At 61.2% G+C, this 18,377-nt stretch carries 20 protein-coding genes, 1 tRNA gene and 1 pseudogene; 14 read left to right on the top strand and 8 right to left on the bottom strand.

The window, feature by feature from the left end; translation table 11 throughout:
• Positions 1-11: 11 nt before the first annotated feature.
• From GA0061105_RS21630 to GA0061105_RS21620, 3 genes are read right to left on the bottom strand one after another with little or no spacing between them, the layout of a single operon-like run.
• Positions 12-1,322: an HlyC/CorC family transporter gene (locus GA0061105_RS21630; RefSeq protein WP_092752725.1), complete on the bottom strand. Its 1,311-nt coding sequence runs from the start codon at positions 1,320-1,322 to the stop codon at positions 12-14.
• A complete protein-coding gene (aroB, locus tag GA0061105_RS21625) occupies positions 1,322-2,452 on the bottom strand; it encodes a 3-dehydroquinate synthase (RefSeq protein ID WP_064697530.1) in 1,131 nt (376 codons plus the stop codon). The genes GA0061105_RS21630 and aroB overlap by 1 nt, the downstream gene beginning before the upstream one ends.
• Positions 2,449-3,039, bottom strand: a complete 591-nt coding sequence (locus GA0061105_RS21620) for a shikimate kinase (RefSeq protein ID WP_064697529.1) — start codon at positions 3,037-3,039, stop codon at positions 2,449-2,451. Before GA0061105_RS21620 ends, aroB begins: the two co-directional genes overlap by 4 nt.
• A 148-nt stretch (positions 3,040-3,187) precedes the next feature.
• Here GA0061105_RS21620 and GA0061105_RS32925 point away from each other — a divergent pair, with 148 nt between their 5' ends.
• From GA0061105_RS32925 to GA0061105_RS21575, 9 genes are all read left to right on the top strand, one after another.
• Complete coding sequence (locus GA0061105_RS32925) at positions 3,188-3,364, top strand: hypothetical protein (protein ID WP_092752723.1); 177 nt, start codon at positions 3,188-3,190, stop codon at positions 3,362-3,364.
• 5 nt (positions 3,365-3,369) lie between these two features.
• Complete coding sequence (xerD, locus tag GA0061105_RS21610) at positions 3,370-4,323, top strand: site-specific tyrosine recombinase XerD (protein ID WP_092752781.1); 954 nt, start codon at positions 3,370-3,372, stop codon at positions 4,321-4,323.
• A gap of 62 nt (positions 4,324-4,385) precedes the next feature.
• Positions 4,386-5,339 (top strand): acetyl-CoA carboxylase carboxyltransferase subunit alpha, encoded by a 954-nt coding sequence (locus tag GA0061105_RS21605; RefSeq protein ID WP_092752721.1) that lies wholly within the window; start codon positions 4,386-4,388, stop codon positions 5,337-5,339.
• 195 nt (positions 5,340-5,534) lie between these two features.
• Complete coding sequence (locus GA0061105_RS21600; RefSeq protein WP_092752719.1) at positions 5,535-6,782, top strand: L,D-transpeptidase family protein; 1,248 nt, start codon at positions 5,535-5,537, stop codon at positions 6,780-6,782.
• Positions 6,783-6,789: 7 nt separating this feature from the next.
• Complete coding sequence (locus GA0061105_RS21595) at positions 6,790-7,014, top strand: sulfurtransferase TusA family protein (protein ID WP_064697526.1); 225 nt, start codon at positions 6,790-6,792, stop codon at positions 7,012-7,014.
• 470 nt (positions 7,015-7,484) lie between these two features.
• Complete coding sequence (locus tag GA0061105_RS21590) at positions 7,485-8,462, top strand: TRAP transporter substrate-binding protein (RefSeq protein ID WP_064697525.1); 978 nt, start codon at positions 7,485-7,487, stop codon at positions 8,460-8,462.
• Between the two features lie 136 nt (positions 8,463-8,598).
• On the top strand, positions 8,599-9,177 hold the full coding sequence (locus tag GA0061105_RS21585; protein ID WP_064697524.1) for a TRAP transporter small permease: 579 nt from the start codon (positions 8,599-8,601) through the stop codon (positions 9,175-9,177).
• Positions 9,178-9,181: 4 nt separating this feature from the next.
• Positions 9,182-10,462 (top strand): TRAP transporter large permease, encoded by a 1,281-nt coding sequence (locus GA0061105_RS21580; protein ID WP_064697523.1) that lies wholly within the window; start codon positions 9,182-9,184, stop codon positions 10,460-10,462.
• Between the two features lie 9 nt (positions 10,463-10,471).
• On the top strand, positions 10,472-11,242 hold the full coding sequence (locus tag GA0061105_RS21575) for a FadR/GntR family transcriptional regulator (RefSeq protein WP_064697522.1): 771 nt from the start codon (positions 10,472-10,474) through the stop codon (positions 11,240-11,242).
• A 33-nt stretch (positions 11,243-11,275) separates the two neighbouring features.
• On the opposite strand, the gene GA0061105_RS21570 is transcribed toward GA0061105_RS21575, so the two are convergent.
• Positions 11,276-12,427, bottom strand: a complete 1,152-nt coding sequence (locus GA0061105_RS21570) for a CobW family GTP-binding protein (protein WP_092752717.1) — start codon at positions 12,425-12,427, stop codon at positions 11,276-11,278.
• 11 nt (positions 12,428-12,438) lie between these two features.
• Positions 12,439-13,572 carry a D-alanyl-D-alanine carboxypeptidase family protein gene (locus GA0061105_RS21565; RefSeq protein WP_092752715.1) on the bottom strand — a complete coding sequence of 378 codons (1,134 nt, stop codon included), beginning with the start codon at positions 13,570-13,572 and terminating at the stop codon, positions 12,439-12,441.
• Positions 13,573-13,722: 150 nt separating this feature from the next.
• On the opposite strand from GA0061105_RS21565, the gene GA0061105_RS21560 reads away from it, so the two are divergent.
• The 3 genes from GA0061105_RS21560 to GA0061105_RS21550 all read left to right on the top strand — a co-directional run bounded on the left by GA0061105_RS21560 (position 13,723) and on the right by GA0061105_RS21550 (position 15,628).
• Complete coding sequence (locus GA0061105_RS21560; protein WP_092752713.1) at positions 13,723-14,886, top strand: M20 aminoacylase family protein; 1,164 nt, start codon at positions 13,723-13,725, stop codon at positions 14,884-14,886.
• A 54-nt stretch (positions 14,887-14,940) separates the two neighbouring features.
• Positions 14,941-15,017, top strand: a tRNA-Arg gene (locus GA0061105_RS21555).
• A 347-nt stretch (positions 15,018-15,364) separates the two neighbouring features.
• Complete coding sequence (locus GA0061105_RS21550; RefSeq protein ID WP_092752711.1) at positions 15,365-15,628, top strand: DUF982 domain-containing protein; 264 nt, start codon at positions 15,365-15,367, stop codon at positions 15,626-15,628.
• A 123-nt stretch (positions 15,629-15,751) separates the two neighbouring features.
• Here the strand turns inward: GA0061105_RS21550 and GA0061105_RS21545 are convergent, their stop codons facing one another.
• Positions 15,752-16,270 carry a DUF2937 family protein gene (locus tag GA0061105_RS21545; RefSeq protein WP_064697517.1) on the bottom strand — a complete coding sequence of 173 codons (519 nt, stop codon included), beginning with the start codon at positions 16,268-16,270 and terminating at the stop codon, positions 15,752-15,754.
• Positions 16,271-16,428: 158 nt separating this feature from the next.
• Between GA0061105_RS21545 and GA0061105_RS33430 the strand changes: the two are divergent.
• Positions 16,429-16,673, top strand: a pseudogene (locus tag GA0061105_RS33430) (hypothetical protein).
• Between the two features lie 120 nt (positions 16,674-16,793).
• A complete protein-coding gene (locus GA0061105_RS32920; protein ID WP_167358573.1) occupies positions 16,794-16,946 on the top strand; it encodes a hypothetical protein in 153 nt (50 codons plus the stop codon).
• 76 nt (positions 16,947-17,022) lie between these two features.
• Here GA0061105_RS32920 and GA0061105_RS21535 read toward each other — a convergent pair whose 3' ends face one another.
• Both GA0061105_RS21535 and GA0061105_RS21530 read right to left on the bottom strand, forming a co-directional pair.
• Entirely contained in the window at positions 17,023-17,313 is a 291-nt protein-coding gene (locus GA0061105_RS21535) for a BON domain-containing protein (RefSeq protein WP_092752709.1), read from the bottom strand.
• A gap of 61 nt (positions 17,314-17,374) precedes the next feature.
• Positions 17,375-18,025, bottom strand: coding sequence for a hypothetical protein (locus GA0061105_RS21530; RefSeq protein WP_092752707.1), 651 nt, complete (start codon positions 18,023-18,025; stop codon positions 17,375-17,377).
• Positions 18,026-18,377 lie beyond the last annotated feature (352 nt).

Genomic DNA, 18,377 nt, shown 5'->3' with positions numbered 1-18,377 from the left:
GCCAAGCCGGGTCAGATGGATTTCGCGCCGTCCCCCTCGGCCGGGCGGATGCGCAGCTTGGTGATCCGGTTCTTCTCCCGTTTCATGACGACGAAACGTTTGCCGTAGAAGGTGAAGGCCTGGCGCTCTTCCGGGATGGTCATCGATTCATGGATGACGAGGCCGGCAATCGTCGTCGCCTCCTCATCGGGCAGATTCCAGTCGAGCGCCCGGTTAAGATCGCGGATCGGCACGCCGCCGTCGACGACGACCGAACCGTCGGCCTCCTGCCGCACGCCTTGGATGTCGATATCGTGTTCGTCGGAAATGTCGCCGACGATTTCTTCGAGAATATCCTCCAGCGTGACGATGCCCTGCACCTCGCCATATTCGTCGACGACGACGGCGAAATGCTGTTTGCGCCTGAGGAAGGCGTTGAGCTGGTCTTCGAGATTGGTGCTGTCGGGCACGAACCACGGCTTCTGCGCGATCTTGACGATATCGAGGTTCTGCGGCTCCATGTTCGGCTCGGCGAGCGCCCGCAGGAGATCCTTGGCATGGACGACGCCGATGATGTTGTCGATCGTGCCGCGCCACAGCGGCATGCGCGTATAGGGGCTTTCGAGGATGCCCCGCACCACCGCCTCCGGCGGATCGTCGGCATTGATCGCCCGCATCTTGGTGCGATGGACCATGATGTCGGATAGTTCCAGCTGGCTGAGGTCGAGCACGCCGCCGAGGCGGTCGCGGTCGGCCTTAACAACCGATCCTTCGCGGTGCAGGAGATCAACGGCGCCACGCAGTTCCTCATGCGCCGTCAGCATCGATACTTCCCGCGACAGATTGATGCCGAACAGCGAGAGAATTCGCCGAACCACCGCATTGACGAAAGAGGACACCGGACCGACGACGGCAACGAAGAGCCTTGCCGGAAGGGCGACGGCCAGCGCGAAGCGTTCCGGCGTCGAAATCGCCCAGCTCTTCGGCAGCACTTCCGCGAAAATGACGAGGATGATGGTCATGGCGAGCGTCGCCAGCGCCACGCCGGAGCTACCGAACAGGCCGAGAAAGAGGCTGGTGGCGATCGAGGAGGAAAGAATGTTGGTGAGATTGTTGCCGATCAGCAATGCGCCGATCAGCCGGTCGCGCCGTTCGATCAGCTGCCGGACGAGGCCGGCGCGTTCGTCGCCGTTCGCTTCGAGCGTATGGATGCGGCTGCGCGATACCGCAGTCAGTGCTGTTTCCGAGCCGGAAAAGAAGGCGGACAGGAGCACGAGCGCAGCGATCGAAACAATCTCCGGCCAATATGCCGCGAGAAATTCCAGAGCGCCTTCGATCGTCATCAGGCGTGTTTTTCCCTGAGAAAGCTGATGACTTCGGAGGCCGGAACGTCGTCAGCGACGAAGGACTGACCGATGCCGCGTGTCAGGATGAAGGTGAGCTTGCCGCTCTTGACCTTCTTGTCCTGGGCAATCGCCTCCATCAGCGTTTCGGCCGGCGGCAGCTCGCCCGGAATGTCCGACATGCGGGTCGGCAGGCCGACCTCCTTCAAGTGCCGTTCGACGCGGCGCGCATCGTCCGGGCTCGCAAGGTTCATTCGTGCCGAAAACTCGTGCGCCAGCACCATGCCGATCGACACGCCCTCGCCATGCACCAGACGGCGGCTGTCATAGGCGGTCGCCGCTTCCAGCGCATGGCCGAACGTATGGCCGAGGTTGAGCAGCGCCCGCTGGCCGGTCTCGCGCTCGTCGGCAACGACGACATCGGCTTTCGCCTGGCAGCTGGCAGCGATCGCCTCGATGCGGGCGAAGCCGCCTGTAAAAACCGACTTCCAGTTCGTTTCCAGCCAGGTGAAAAAGTCAGGTTTGTCGATCAGGCCATATTTTGCGACCTCGGCATAACCGGCACGGAATTCTCGCTCGCTCAGCGTATTCAGCACATCCGTATCGGCGAGAACCAGGTCCGGCTGATGGAAAACGCCAATCAGGTTCTTGCCGTGGCGGGAATTGATGCCTGTCTTGCCGCCGACGGAGGAATCGACCTGCGCCAGCAGCGAGGTCGGCACCTGCACGAAGCGCACCCCGCGCCTGACGATGCCGGCCGCAAAGCCGGAGAGGTCGCCGATGACGCCGCCGCCGAGCGCGATGACGCAGTCGTTGCGCTCGACGCGGGCTTCGAGCACCCTGTCGCAGACCGTCATCAGATGTTCGAAGCTCTTGGTCTTCTCGCCGGCGGGCAGAACGACCTCGGCCGAGACGATGCCCGCAGCATCGAGGCTGGCAGCGAGCGCTTCGAGATAGAGCGGCGCGACATTTTCGTCGGTGACGACAGCCGCCTTGCGGCCCTTGAGGCGCGAGGCGATCTCAGCGCCAGCGCGCGCAATCAGCCCCGGCCCGATCAGGATGTCGTAGGCGCGCTCGGCGAGCGGCACATGCACCGTCTGAACCGCGGGGGCGGAGGTTATCGCATTCATGACGCTGCACTTTCCTTCTGGGCTTCGACCACGGCGTTCAACACCTCGTCTGCCATGATTTCCTTACGCACATCACGCGAGAGTACGGTGATATCAGCCTGCGCGTAGATCGGATAACGCGCGTTCATCAGGTTTTCGAGGGTCTGTTTCGGATTTTCGGTTTTGAGCAGCGGCCGCGTGTCGCGCTTGTTGACCCGCTCCCAGAGCACGTCGAGATCCGCCTTCAGCCAGACGGAAATGCCGCCCTTCTTGATATGTTTGCGCGTGCGCTCGTTGACGAAGGCGCCGCCGCCGGTGGAAACGACGCGAGGCCCGCTCCTCAAAAGCCGCTTCATCACCCGCGTTTCCAGAGCCCGGAACTCTTCCTCACCATAGGCGGCGAAAAGTTCGGCAATCGTCATGCGCGACACCCGCTCGATTTCGTGATCGCTATCGATGAAGGGAATGCCAAGTTGGCTGGCGACGATGCGCCCGACCGAGGATTTTCCTGCGCCCATTAAGCCGACGAGGATCAGATTGCGTGAACCGAGCGCAGCGCGAGCTCTGTCTTTCAGGCTGTCAGCAACGGTCAGCAGTGGTTCACTCATCGGTCCATTCACACTTTGTTTGCAAACCGTATCGACAAATGCATGTGGAGCGTCAAGTCGCGGACAAGGGAATCATGGCTTGAAGAGCGCTTCTTGCACTTGCGAATACGCTTCTTATAACAGAAGCAGAGCATGAAGGAGTTGCCGAATGCCGACCCTGTTCCGTTTCCTGTTCGTCTGCGCGATTCTCGCCGGGACGGTTTACGGAGCGATGCTGGCGCTCGTGACCTTCGTGGAGCCGCAGCAGCGCGACGTGACGATCCGCATCCCCTCCGAGCGAGTGAACCCGCCTGCGACGGGCACGATCGACACGACCGGGAAGTGAGTGAGATCATGGATCTCAGCCGCGTCCACTTAGAATCCTTCCTGGAGATGATGAGCGCCGAACGTGGCGCGGCCGCCAATACGCTGCAATCCTATGAGCGCGACCTCGATGATCTGCGTTCCTTTCTGAACGGGCGCAGCATACGCCTGACCGAAGCCGTCTCCGCCGATCTTTCCGCCTATCTCGCCTCGCTTGCCCGCCAGGGCTTCAAGCCCTCCTCGCAGGCGCGCCGGCTGGCGGCCATGCGGCAATTCTTCAAATTCCTCTATGCCGAGGGCCTGCGGACCGACGATCCCACCGGCGTTCTCGACGCACCGAAGAAGGGGCGTCCGCTGCCGAAGACGATGGGAGTCGAGGAGGTCGGCAGGCTGCTGTCCCAGGCTGAGACGGAGGCCAACGACCCGGCCCCGGGGCAGTTGCAGCGCCTGCGCATGCTGGCGCTGCTGGAACTGCTCTATGCCACCGGCATGCGCGTCAGCGAACTCGTCTCGCTTCCCGCCCGCGTGCTCGACCAGGAGGGCCGCTTCCTGATGATCCGCGGCAAAGGCAACAAGGAACGGCTGGTGCCACTGTCGCACTCGGCCATATCAGCCCTGAAGTCGTATGGGCGGTTGCTCGCGGCCGAAAACGCCGCGGCGAAGGCGCCGCAGGAAAGCCCCTGGCTCTTCCCTGCCGCCTCCAGGGACGGATATCTGCCGCGCCAGGTCTTCGCCCGCGACCTCAAGAACCTGGCGATCCGCGCCGGCCTGACGCCCTCGCTGATCTCACCGCACGTCATGCGCCACGCCTTTGCCAGCCACCTGCTTGCCAACGGCGCCGATCTGCGCGTCGTGCAGGAACTCCTCGGCCATTCGGACATTTCGACCACACAGATCTACACACATGTCCTCGAAGAGCGGCTGCAGCAGCTCGTCCAGACGCATCACCCCCTTGCCAAACAGGCGAAAAAGCACGAATAGGACCGGCGACAAGGGGCGGAGCCAGGAAAACGCCCCGGGCACAAGGAACGGAAACGCACCTCATGCACAATTATCTCGACTTCGAAAAGCCGATCTCCGACCTCGAAGGCAAGATCATCGAGCTGAAGAAGCTCGCAATGGAAGACGAGAGCATCGACACCACCGATGAGATCGGCAGGCTGGAAGTTCGCGTCCGTGAGGCGATCGTCGAAATCTATTCCAAGCTCAATCCCTGGCAGAAGACGCAAGTGGCTCGCCACCCGCAGCGCCCGCATTTCGTCGATTATGCCAGGATGCTGTTTCAGGAATTCACGCCGCTTGCCGGCGACCGCAAATTTTCCGAGGACGCCGCAATCCAGGCTGGCCTTGCCCGCTTCCGTGGCCAGCCCGTCGCCGTCATCGGCCAGGAAAAGGGCAACGACACCAAGACGCGCCTGAAGCACAATTTCGGCAGCCCTCGCCCCGAAGGCTACCGCAAGGCGATCCGCATTCTTGAAATGGCCGATCGTTTCGGTCTGCCCGTCATTTCGCTGGTGGATACGGCAGGCGCCTATCCCGGCGTCGGCGCCGAAGAGCGCGGCCAGGCCGAGGCAATCGCCCGTTCGACCGAAATGTGCCTCGGCGTCAAGGTTCCCCTCGTTTCCGTCGTCATTGGCGAAGGCGGCTCGGGCGGCGCCATCGCGATTGCCACCGGCAACCGGGTCTACATGCTCGAGCATTCGATCTACAGCGTCATCTCACCGGAAGGGGCGGCCTCCATCCTCTGGCGCGATTCGACCCGCGCCAGGGAAGCGGCGACCAACATGAAGATCACCGCCGAAGACCTGAAATCGCTCGGCGTCATCGACGGCATCATTTCCGAACCGCTCGGCGGCGCCCATCGCGATCCGGACAGCGTCATCGCCGCGACCGGCGATATGATTGCCAATGCGCTCGGCGAAATGGCGTCTCGTTCCGGCGAGCAGCTGCGCAATGAGCGACGTCAGAAATTCCTCAATATGGGCCGCAATCTCTAAGACAAGTTCGGCTTTCAGGGATTGGGGCCAAATCTTGGCCACATTGATATTATCTGTAACATTCGCGCTTGCGGGGATGTTCAGGGCACGTCATAGGCTGGTAAGGATTTGTAAAGTATAAGCCGCCTATGATTCCGTCTGATGCCCGAACTCCATAGGCGGACCGGGTCGCATTATCTTTATGGGCTAGTTTGGATGCGCATACGTTATTTTGCCTATGTTTCCCTCATGGCGCTGGCTCTGACCGGCTGCAATGACGCGTTGGAAACCGCGCAGGTCGATCTCTCCAAAGTCAAGAACAAGGTCGAGCAGCCGCTTCCCTCTCATATCCTCACCGCCATGGCCGCCAAGGGCATGGACCGCAATTCGCCGATCATGATCCGTATCTTCAAGGAAGAAGGTGCCATGGAGATCTGGAAGGCGAAGACCGACAACCGTTTCGACAAGATCGCCGACTACAAAATCTGCGCCTGGTCCGGCCGTCTCGGCCCGAAGGTAAAGACCGGCGACCGGCAGGCGCCGGAAGGCTTTTACGAGCTGACGCGCGCCAACTTGAACCCCAATTCGAAATATTATCTGGCGATCAACACCGGCTTCCCGAACCGCTACGACGCAGCCAACGGCCGCACCGGCTCGGATCTGATGATCCATGGCGCCTGCTCTTCCTCCGGCTGCTATTCGATGACCGACCAGCAGGTGCTGGAGATCTATGCCTTTGCCCGCGACGCCTTCAAGGGGGGGCAGGCGACCGTGCAGCTTCAGGCCTTCCCTTTCCGCATGACGGCGGAAAACATGGTCAAGCACCGCCTCGACCCGAACTACGACTTCTGGAAGATGCTGAAGGTCGGCTACGATAATTTCGAAGTGACGAAGCGTCCGCCCGAAGTGAACGTCTGCGAGAAGAAATACGTCTTCAACCAGCAGGCGACCGATGGCGGCGCCTTCAACGCCGCCGGCAAGTGCCCCGCCATGTCGACGCCGCCGGCACTGACTGCCGCGCTTGCCTCCTACGGCAAGACATATGATGCCGATTATGCCAAGGCGATGAGCAAATATGACGGCATGGCCTGGTACGATCCGTCCGAAGCCGAGCGCAAGGCCGTGGTCGCCAAGCTGCGCAAGGGCCGTGAACTCGCCTTCGCGCCGACCGGCACCTCGCTCGAAGCCGGCCGCATGGTCAAGGTTTCCGAACTCGAAGACCTGATGGCCAAGCGCACCGCCCAGAGCCTCACCGCGCAGACCGCCACGGGCGCTACACCTGTCGCGTCGGCGCAGCCTCAGGCGATCTCTGTCCAGCCGCAGACGACCGCCGTCGCCGCCGCGACACCTGCGGCCGTGCCGGTGCCGATGCAGAACCCGCTCGCCTATACCGCGCCCGAACCGCAGGAAACGGCGGACGCCACGGCAAAGAAGCCGTTCTGGAAATTCTGGTCACGGAACTGACAACGGCTTGCCCCCCGTTCTCTACGATCTTCGTGGCCTGAAATGCCCACTCCCGGTGATGAAGACACGCAGGAAGCTTGCCGCCATGGCAAGCGGCACGCTTATCCTTGTCGACACCAGCGATCCGCTGGCGGTGATCGACATGCCGCATTTCTGCAATGAGGACGGCCACGAGCTGGTCGAAACGGAAAAGACCGAAAACGGCCATCGCTTCCTGATCCGTAAGCGCTAGATAATCCACTCCGGATCAAATAGGCGGCTACCGCCGCCACGCCCTCCAGTCCCCGTCCTGCTCTTTCGATCGACCATCGCCGCGGACTCAACGGCCGAAATTCATCATACAACTGTGCAGGTTTTGTATGTTGACATTATGCCTTGCTGGTTTTAGCCATAGTAAGCCGGTTGGAGGAGCGGCAAGGATGAGGAGGCTGATCAACCAAGCCTTCTGTTTTCACGGAAAGAGCGCATGCGCCCGCGTGCTGATGTCAGCGACCGCGCCATCGGGTCCGATGGTCACGTCGAACCGTCGGTATGACGTCGCTGAGTCTCTTCTCATCCGCACTGCTTCCCGATCGTATCAACCGCCAGCGCCTGATTTTGGAATATGCCTAACGAAGGCGACCGTGCAGGGGATCTTTTCTGAGATTCGCAAAGCTGGCGTGCCATCTGTGAAGTAATTGTCATGCAATACGGGAGGATAGCATGAAGAATTTCGTTAAACTGGCGGCCGGTTTTATGGTTGCTGCCGCGTTCATGGGCAGCGCCGCCAGCGCTCAAACGGTGTTGAAGTCGTCCGACACTCATCCCGACGGTTATCCAACCGTTGAGGGGGTCAAATATTTCGGCGAGCTGGTGAAGGAGCGCACGCAGGGCCGCTATTCGGTCGAGGTGTATCATTCCGCTCAGCTCGGCGAGGAGAAGGACACGATCGAGCAGGTGCGCTCCGGCGTGATCGAGCTGAACCGTGTGTCGATGGCGCCCTTCAACGGCACGGTGAAGGAATCGATCGTTCCCGCCCTGCCCTATATCTTCCGTTCCGAAGAGCATATGCACAAGGTCATGGACGGTGCGGTCGGCGACCAGATCAAGAAGGCGTTCGAACCGGCCGGCCTGGTCGTGCTGGCATTCTACGATGCCGGCGCCCGCTCGTTCTATAACAAGACCAAGCCGATCAACTCGGTTGCCGACATGAAGGGCCTGAAGTTCCGGGTTATCCAGTCCGATATCTTCGTCGACATGGTGGCGGCCCTCGGCGCCAATGCCACGCCCATGCCCTACGGCGAGGTTTATTCGGGAATCGAGACCGGCGTCATCGACGGCGCGGAAAACAACTTCCCGAGCTACGACACGGCCAAGCACGCAGAAGTGGCGAAGAATTACGCGCTGGACGAGCACACGATCCTGCCGGAGGTGTTCGTCATGAACAAGGCTGCCTTCGACAAGCTGACGCCGGAGGATCAGGAGCTCTTCAAGCAGGCAGCCAAGGACAGCGTCGCCAAGCAGCGCGAACTCTGGGCGGCCAAGGTCGCTGAATCGCGCGCCAATGTCGAAAAGCTCGGCGCGCAGATCACCACGCCGGAAAAGCAGGGCTTCATCGACGCCATGGCTCCGGTTTACGAAAAGCACGTCAAGGACGACGTGCTGAAGAAGATGGTCGAGGATGTAAAGGCTGTGCAGTAGCCACAGCCTGCTTTCTCGTGCGGAGAGCGGAGTAAGCTATCGGGGTGGAGATACTCCACCCCGGTTCTCCGCCGTATTTACCTATCTCGATCCGTCCGATAGGGGCGCGTGAGCGCCCAATTTCGACGAGGCCCCTATGTCGAATAATCTAACACGCGCCGCCAATTTCATGACGCGGCTGAGCAACGCCGCACTATGGCTCGCCGGCGTCGGTCTTGTACTGATGACCGTCTTCGTAGCCTGGCAGGTTTTTTGCCGCTACGTGCTGAACGACTCGCCAAGCTGGACCGAGCCTGGCTCGGTCATGCTGATGAGCTGGTTCATCTTTCTCGGCGCCGCCGTCGGCATCCGGGAGAACAACCATCTCGGGTTCGACGTGCTGCTCTATGTGCTGCCGAAATCAGGCAAGCGCGTTCTGCGCATGATCTCGGACGTCGTCATTTTCGCCTTCGGCGCTGGCATGATCTGGTACGGCGGCGCGCTCGTGAGCCTGACCTGGAGCACTACCTTGCCGTCGCTCGGCATCTCAGGCGCCTTCGACTATCTGCCGCTTTGCGCCGGTGGCGTGCTTGCCGTGATCTTCTCCCTGGAGCGCATTGTGCTGCGTCTCGCCGGCGAACCGATTGACGATGTGCTGGATGAGGCCCTGCCGACGGAAATCGCCGTCGAGATGGAGAACATCAATGCCGACCCCAACGTCAAATTGAAAGTGTAGCGCGATGGAACTCTGGATCCTGTTCGGTGTTTTCACCACCCTGATGCTGATAGGTACGCCCATCGCCTTCTGCCTCGGCGTTGCCAGCTTCGCCACGGTTCTCTACATGGGCCTGCCGCCGCTGGTGGTCTTCCAGCGGCTGAATTCCGGCATGAGCGTCTTTTCGCTGCTTGCCATCCCCTTTTTCATCTATGCCGGCGATCTCATGGTGCGCGGCGGCATCGCGAGCCGTATCGTCGCCTTCGCCGCGTCGCTTGTCGGTCATGTCCGTGGCGGCCTTGGCCAGGTCAACATCGTCACCGCGACGCTGTTCGGCGGCATTTCCGGTTCGGCGGTGGCCGAAGCCGCAGCCGTCGGCGGCCTGATGATCCCGCAGATGAAGCAACGCGGCTATGGCGCCGATTATGCGGTCAACGTCACGTCGATGGCGGCGCTGATCGCGCTGCTTCTGCCGCCGTCCCACAACATGATCATCTATTCGATCTCTGCCGGCGGCAAGATATCGATCGCCGACCTGTTCACCGCCGGCGTGCTGCCCGGTCTGCTGCTCGCGGCTGCGCTCATGGTGACCGCCTATATCGTTGCGCGCTCGCGCGGCTATCCGACGGAGTCGTTCCCCGGCTTTGCCGTGGTGGCGCATTTGCTCGCCGTCGCAGTGCCCGGGCTGCTGCTGATCGCCATCATCTTCGGCGGCGTGAGGTCCGGCATCTTCACGGCGACGGAAAGCTCGTGCATCGCTGTCATCTACGCGCTGTTGATAACTCTCTTCGTCTACCGGCAGATGAGCTGGAAAGACTTTGTCCATGCCACGCACGGCGCCGTGCGTACGACAGCGATGGTCCTCTTGATTATCGGCACGGCTGCCGCCTTCTCCTGGCTGATGGCCTTTCTAAAGGTGCCGGCCTCGCTGGTTATCTGGATGAAATCCGTCGCCGACGACCCGTTGACGGTGCTGCTCCTGCTCAATGTCCTCATGCTTGTGCTCGGTACCTTCATGGACATGGGGCCGACCATCATCATCTGCACGCCGATTTTCCTGCCGGTGGCGCAAGCCTATGGCGTCGATCCGGTGCATTTTGGCGTGATCATGATCCTCAATTTCGGTATCGGGTTGAACACGCCTCCCGTCGGCGCGGTGCAGTTCGTCGCTTGCGCAGTGGGCAAGATTTCAGTCTGGGAAGCAATGCGTTCGATCTGGCCGTTCTATGGTGCAGGCCTCGTCGTCCTCGGGCTGGTGACATACATCCCGGCAATTTCGCTGTGGCTGCCGGCCGTGTTCAAATAGGAGATCGACATGGCCGATACAGCCGTTGATTTCAGGATCGAGCGAAGACCGAAACTTTCCGAAAGCGTGGTTTCGGCCATCCGCACGCAGGTCTTGTCCGGAGATTACGCGCCCGGCCAGAAGCTGCCGACGGAGACCCGGATGGGCGAGCTTTTCGGGGTCAGCCGCACTGTCGTCCGCGAGGCGATTGCAACCCTCGCCGCCGACGGCCTCGTCGAGGCGCGCCAGGGTGCCGGCGTTTTCGTCAAGAATCATCCGACGATCACCTTCGGCGCGATCAGCGTCGATGTCGGCAACAAGATTTCCCATGCACTCAACGTCATCGAGGTGCGCATGGGCCTCGAGATCGAAAGCGCCGGGCTCGCTGCGCTCCGGCGCAATGCGGCCCAGGAGGCGCAGATCCAGGAAGCCTTCTTCGAGTTCGACCGGCTGCTCGAGCGCGGCGAAGCAACGGGCAAGAGCGACTTTGCTTTCCACCGGGAAATTGCGGCTGCCACCAACAATTCCTATTATGTTGAAGTTCTCGATGCGCTCGGCATGCGGGCGATTCCCTGCGACATCGCCTCTCCCTGGGGTACGGACAGCACGCTGTCGCGCGACTATCAGCAAGGGCTGCAGCGCGAGCATCTGGCCATTCTGACGGCGATTTCTGCCGGCGACCCGGAAGCCGCCCGCGCCGCCATGCGCGCCCACCTGACCGCCAGCCAGGAGCGCTACCGCACCCTGCTGAGCGGTCAGCAAGCCAGATGGCTTTCAGGCACCCCTAAACGCAAAGCCTGAAGAAGATCGCGTAGGACAAATAGTCAAGACGCCTTAAATCCGCATGCCGGGAATGGCGAGCGGGTTGTCGGAGAGCGCCGCACGGTCGGGCGTGTCGATGCGCGGCTTGCCGAGGAAAGCGTCGAAGAGATCTTTCACGAAGGCTTCGGGCAGGTCCCTGGTGATCAACACCATGCGCGTGCGCCTGTCGTTCGGGTCAGGCCAGGCAGGAAGCCGCACCGGCGGATGGAAGATGCTTTGCACGCCGTGCAGCACCAGCGGCCGATCCGGACGGTCCGAAACGGAAACGATGGCCTTCATCCTCAGCAATTTGTCACCGTGGGCCGATCGCAGGAGATCGATGAACATGTCGAGCGCCAGCGGATCGATCGGCTTCTCCTCGACGATGGAGAAGGATCGGATCGAGGCGTCGTGGCGGTTGACGTCGTGCGCATGCTGATGTCCGTGGCCGTGATGATGATGGTCATGTCCGACGTGATCATGATCGTGATGATGGTGATGATGCGCCTCGTGCGCATCCTCGTCCCGCAGCCAGCGGCCGACATCGGCGATCTTCGTCGCCGGATCATAGAGCCCATTCACCAACACAGCAGCGCTGCCAGCCTCGGCGCCGTCGGCATCCATCATCGCCGCGCGCGGATTGAGCGTCCGCAGGCGCTGTTCCAGCTCCGCCGTTGCGCCGGCCATCGATGTCTTCGAGACGATCAGCCGGTCGGCGACGGCCGCCTGCTTGCGCGCTTCCTCGTGATTGTCGAGCGTCTGCAACCCGTTGACCGCATCGACGACCGTGACGACGCCGTCAAGCTCGAAATTGTTGGCGATGACGGGATTGCCCATGATCGCCTGCATGATCGGTGCCGGATCGGCAAGACCGGTCGTTTCGATGACGACGCGCTTCACCGGCTTGACCCGGCCCGTCTGCACGGCGTCCATCAAGTTCGCCAGCGTGTCGACCAACTCGCCGCGCACGGTGCAGCAGAGGCAGCCGTCGGATAATTCGATGATCGAATCGCCGGAACTTTCGACCAGCAGATGATCGATGCCCACGTCGCCGAACTCATTGATGATGACGGCCGCGTCCGTCATTCCGGGGTCTTTGAGGATGCGGTTCAGCAGCGTCGATTTGCCGGCGCCGAGAAAGCCGGTCAGGATGGTGACCGGGATCCTGTTGTTGAGCACGCTCATTTAGTTGGGCCTTAAAAAGTTGTCGGGCGTGGCATCGGGACCGGCACGTTTGCGATCGCACCCGCAGTATCACCCCTTGCCATCTTTTCTGGCTGCGCCGCCGGCTGCGGATCCTGACCTGGTATCAGGCCGGCAAAAACGAAGCGCGGATCGTGGTCCATCTCCAGGATATAGGGCGAGCGCACCTTCATGCGGCCGACCTCATCGCGTGTTTCGCTGCGCACCTTGGCGCCCTTGGCGCTGCAGATATCGGCGGTAATGTCGGTCACCTGGTCTTGTCCCGGCCCGTAAGGCTTCAGCGAACCAATTGTGTCGTTGCCGGCAAACTGCGTGGTGAAGCCTTTCTGCAACAGATCTGCCGTCGCATCGGCGCGCGCCGCCAGACTGTCGGTGCCGAGCACCACGGAGATGATCGTGCGGCCGTTGCGCGTCGCCGAACCGATCTGATTGAAGCCCGAGGCACAGATAAAGCCCGTCTTCATGCCGTCCGCGCCCGCAAAACGGCCGATCAGCATGTTGAGGTTGGGTACGTTCTGCTGGCCGGTGGTGAAGCCCTCGAGAGCAAAATAGCCGGCATATTGCGGAAAGTCGCGGCGCAGCGCCACCGTCAGCACGGCAAGGTCGCGCGCCGTCGTATACTGCCCCTTGCCCGGCAGGCCATTTGGATTGACGAAATGAGAATCCGTCATGCCGAGCTTCAGCGCCTCGGCGTTCATCCGGTTCACGAAACCTTCCTGCGTGCCGCCGATGGCTTCCGCGACCGCGACGGAGACGTCGTTTGCCGATTTCACCAGCAGGATCTTGAGCGCGCTATCGAGCGTCAGCTTCTGACCCGGCTTGAAATACATTTTGGCGGCCGGTTGCGCGGCGGCGCGTTTGCTCATGACGACGGGCGTATCGAGGCTGATCTCGCCCGCGCGGATCGCAGCGAAGACGGTATAGACGGTCATCAGCTTGGTGAGCGAGGCCGGATACCACTTGCGGAAAGCTTCTTCGTGCTCGAGTACGCGGCCGGTCTGCACGTCGACGAGAATATGCGGATTGGCCTGAGCGAGCGAAACCGAGGCGAGAAAAGCGGCAGTCGCGGCGGCCATGAAACGAAACGGCCGCATGGCGGCAAACAAACGGAAGTGGCTCGTCGACACGGTTCGTCCTTCAGATGTCCGGAAAATCTCGCAACCTTCACCTATCTAGCCTATATGGCTATGACATGGCAAAGGTCATTGACGAAGTAATTTGCATCACGCCCTTGTGAAGCGATGAACGATTATCGGTTTGATAACAGGAACGCCCATATGCCGATTTTGAACAGAGCCGCCGAATTGCAGGACGAAGTCGCCGAGTGGCGCCGCCATATTCATGCCCGGCCCGAGCTTCTTTTCGCGGTGGAAAACACGGCCGCTTTCGTCACCGAAAAGCTCAAGGAATTCGGCGTTGACGAGGTCGTCACCGGCATCGGCCGCACCGGCGTCGTCGGGCTGATCAAGGGCAAGGGTGAAGGCCGCCGCACGATCGGCCTGCGTGCTGACATGGATGCCCTGCCGCTCACCGAAATATCAGGCAAGCCCTGGGCATCGAAAACGCCGGGCAAGATGCACGCCTGCGGCCATGACGGCCATACCGCAATGCTGCTCGGCGCCGCGAAATATCTCGCCGAAACCCGCAACTTTAACGGCAATGTCGCCGTCATCTTCCAGCCCGCCGAAGAAGGCGGCGGCGGCGGCAATCTTATGGTGAGGGACGGCATGATGGAGCGCTTCGAAATCGAAGAGGTCTACGGCATGCACAATCTGCCGGGCCTCCCCGTCGGCCAGTTTGCCACCCGCAAGGGCGCGATCATGGCGGCAACCGACGAATTCACCGTCACCATCAAGGGCCGCGGCGGCCACGCCGCTCAGCCGCACCGGACGATCGACCCGATCGCGATCGGCGCCCAGATCGTCGCCAACCTGCAGATGATCGCCTCGCGCACCGCCGATCCGATAAGTTCCGTCGTCGTCTCGGTGACCAAGTTCAATGCCGGCTTCGCCCATAACGTCATCCCCAATGACGCGACCTTCGCGGGCACGGTCCGCACTCTGGACGACGAGATGCGCACCCTCGCCGAAACACGCTTCCGGCAGATCGTCGAAGGCGTGGTCGCAGCTCATGGCGCCGAAGCCGAGATCAGCTTCAACCGGAACTATCCCGTCACCGTCAACCACCCCGATGAGACCGAGCACGCCGTCGCTACCGCCAACGCCGTTGCCGGCGAAGCAAACGTCAACGCCGAAATCGATCCGATGATGGGTGGCGAGGATTTTTCCTACATGCTGAACGCCCGCCCCGGCGCCTTCATCTTCATCGGCAACGGCGACAGCGCCGGCCTGCACAACCCCGCCTACGACTTCAACGACGAGGCCATCGCTCACGGCATCTCCTACTGGGTCCGCCTTGCCGAACAGCGCCTTGGCCTCTGACAAGAATTAAGGCTTGGCTTCGCGCCAAGCCTTTTGTATGCATGGCATCCAAGTGGTCCCGTAGCTCAGCAGGATAGAGCACCAGATTCCTAATCTGGGGGTCACGCGTTCGAATCGCGTCGGGATCACCAATATCATGAGCGTCCACCGACGCACTTCGGTAACCTGCTTCATTCCGTCACATCGGCCTGCAGTGACACGACGCTGGTTTTCACCTTCTCTACCCGCTCGACATCATCCATGCGCCGGGCATTGATGCACGACTGACATCGGATTTATCCGCCAATCGCTTCGTGCCTTCAACGATCGCGTCGACTCGGCGGGAGCATGCCCCGGTTTCACGACTGCTTTGTCCCGTCTTCCGCGGTGGCAATTTATTGCCTTCCGATGCCATGCCTGTTTTTGAACAAACCGCCACGTGCGGTGGCACGCCCCTTGCACCGTTAACAATATGCCATCCCATCAGGAGTATTGTGTAATGGAGTGGGACATCTCGGTCGAATTCGATCCCGTCATCCTTGTCTTTGACAACCCCGAACGGTTTTTTTCCGTCAGGACGGCCGTGGGAGCCGCCAACGCGCTGATGAACGAGTTCCCTTGCGACGACGGAAAGGAATTCCTTGCTGCGATTGAAATCTGTCTGGACGTCGTGAACGGTAACGCCAAGCCCGAGCAACTGAGGGCTGCGATTATTCGCGCCGCGGATGAAGCTGGCGTAACGACCGTCGCCGTTCTTCATTGAGTTAGGCAGAGCATTTTTGCCGCGGGCTTAAAGTCGTCTGCTTCCCTGCATGCTGCGGGAGGAATGGAATGACCGATCTCGCCTTGAAGATGGGCAGCAGGGCGCCTGGCCTCCCCTATTGGCTCACGGCATCTGACGATAGGCTCCTCGTCGGCGCCAAACGCGTCGTGCCCCCAATCCCAGCAGCGCCGTCACGACCCACCCACAGGCAAAACCAATCGCGCCCCATACAAGGCCCGCGAAACTGACGGGAACACCCGGCACGAAATCGCGCCAGGTATTGGCGAAAACGACGTCGTCCGGTTCCCGCAGCAGCACGAAGGGCTTGGCGACGGGGGCGGCGGTGGCGAGTTTCAGTTGCTGCGACAGCAGCCTTTCGTAACGCGCGATCGTGCTCTGCATGGAGATGCCGCGGTCGCGCAGGAAATCGTCGGCGGATTGCGCATAGGCGTTCAGCGCCTGCTGGCGGTCGAGCTGGTGCTGGGCGGCCTGGCGGTGGAAGTCCTCGACGATGACGCGCAGCTCGTCGACCGCCCCGCCGATCCGCTGGCGATACTGCTGCGCAAATTCGGGCGCTTGCGAAAACACCGTGCCGCCGGCAAGTCCGGCGACGATGGCGATGATCCTTGCAATCGATCCCATAAGCGATGACTCCGGCTGTCCCTGCGCTAACGATCCGCAGCCGCAAAGGTTTCTGCCTACGACACAAACGGTTACTCTATGTGATTGAACCGGCGGCGCTTCCGGCGCGTTGACCGCGTGACCAACTCAGAAAGAGAGCCTCCGTCGCGAAACAGCTAATCCTCCTCTTTACACTCGCGGCAGCACCCGTCTTTTCCGCCGTTCCCTCTGAGGCGCCAGCGTCACCATCACGACGGACAACGCCCGTCCCAATTACGGCTATTCCGAACGCCCCTATTACCGCCATCGTCCCTACTATCGCCATCATATGTCGCAGCGCGTAGCACGCGACTGCTTCACCAGGACGGAAAAGATCCGCCGTCACGGCCGTACCGTCGTCAAGGAAACCCGGATCTGCCGATAGCTTTATCCCTGGCATGAACAGCCCCGCCCGATCCTTCAGCCCGGAGGTTTTTCATCTGATTTCGCCGTGCGGAACTTCACAGCATTGGCCGCGTTTATCGCGAAAACGGGAGCACCCATCATGCGCATCAAGATGACTCTTTTGGTGATCGCCTATGTCGCCGTCAGCGCTCTGCTGCTCGCCATCGCCTATCAGCCGCAGGGGCCGGTGACCGCAGCGAAGACCGATCGCCTGGATGGCTCATCCTTCCTCGTCGAGCGCTTCGCCGGTTGAGCGGCCAAGCGCTGGCATAACAGCGCGCGACCGCCGGCACGACCGGCGTTCGCAAGCGAGACAGGTTTCGATAATATCAATGCGGATCGCCGACTGCAGACCCGCTGAGCAGGATTCGGTTCTGCACAGCAGTCACGCCTTCCACTGCCCTGGCGACAGCGGTTGCCCGTTCGATTTCGCCCACCGTGCCGACGGTGCCGGTCAACACAACCTGGTCTTCCTCCATCGTCACCTCGACATCCGACGCATCGATGCCGCCGGCGATCGCCAATGCATTGGCGACACCAGCCTCGAGGGATGCGCGATTGGCAATCTCCGCTTCAATCTCAGGCGCAAGCCCGTGAAATGTCGGCTCTTTGAAAACCATGTCCCGTTCCTCCGTAAAACCTGAGGAAGAAACGCCATCGGCCCCGTTTGGTTTCGTGCCGCTACCACTGCAGGCGATAGCGGAGATTGACGCTTCCGGCCTCATCGGGCGAAAACGGATTGCTGACCGAGGCATCGAGGTTGAGGTTCGGCAGGATGGCCTGGTTGACCGCCACCGTGCTCGAAAAGTCGCCGCTGGCATTGCTGACGCCTGCGCTCGCTGAAAGCGAGGTTCCCGTCCAGGGATGGATCAATTTCAGCGCCTGCGATGCCGTCACTGAGGACTGCTTGGCATCGACCGGGTCGTAACGGACGCTGACGGAGCGGCTCGATTGCATATCGAGCGAATCCGACAGGATCCAGCTGCGCGAGCGGCTGAGCGTCAGCGCGCCACTGCCGCGTAGCGTATCGACGCTGACCCTGGCGCCCTGCTGCGATTGACCTGCCGGCGTAACGCTCGTCTTGCTGATCCTGCCCCAGAGCATGGCCTGTTCGGAATCGGGCAGTGGCGCGCCGCCTTTTGTCGCGGTCAATGCGAGGTCGGCGCCGGCGCTCGTTTCCCATTCCGCCGGCAGACGAAAGCCCATCGTCGCCTTGTACGACCGATCCGACACCTTCGCAGGCGACCAGATCAGCAGGTCGTCCGCCTTTGCAGCCGCAGTGAGCGAAGGGAAGATGGCGAAAAGAATGATGGCAACTCTGAATATCGTCATGTGATCCGATCGTTTTGACCTGACACGTGCTAGCTCATCGAATGGCACGATACCGCACCAAAGTGCTTGCCGCGAACACGGACGGGCAGCACGGCCAAGCCGTTCATCCCGATGTCGTCTTCCGATTTTAATGTTTGGCCGAAAAAGCCGAGGGCAGCCAAGTGCCCGTTTTTCAATGGCCGCCGCAGCGCCCCGATTACCCATGCGCCTATTAGAGGCCGCAGGGGAATCACATCCCTTCCGGAATGTTATAAGGATCACATCCCGCCGCCGCTCTGTAAACCCCTGAAGGGCTGATATCTGCTGCACCGCACACTTGCCGCTCCCTCCAAACCCTAGTAGAGCCTGAGCC

The sequence above is a fragment of the Rhizobium aethiopicum genome (genome assembly GCF_900094625.1).
In the GTDB taxonomy this organism is placed as follows: Bacteria; Pseudomonadota; Alphaproteobacteria; order Rhizobiales; family Rhizobiaceae; genus Rhizobium; species Rhizobium aethiopicum.
This window is presented reverse-complemented; position numbering and strand designations above follow the sequence as displayed.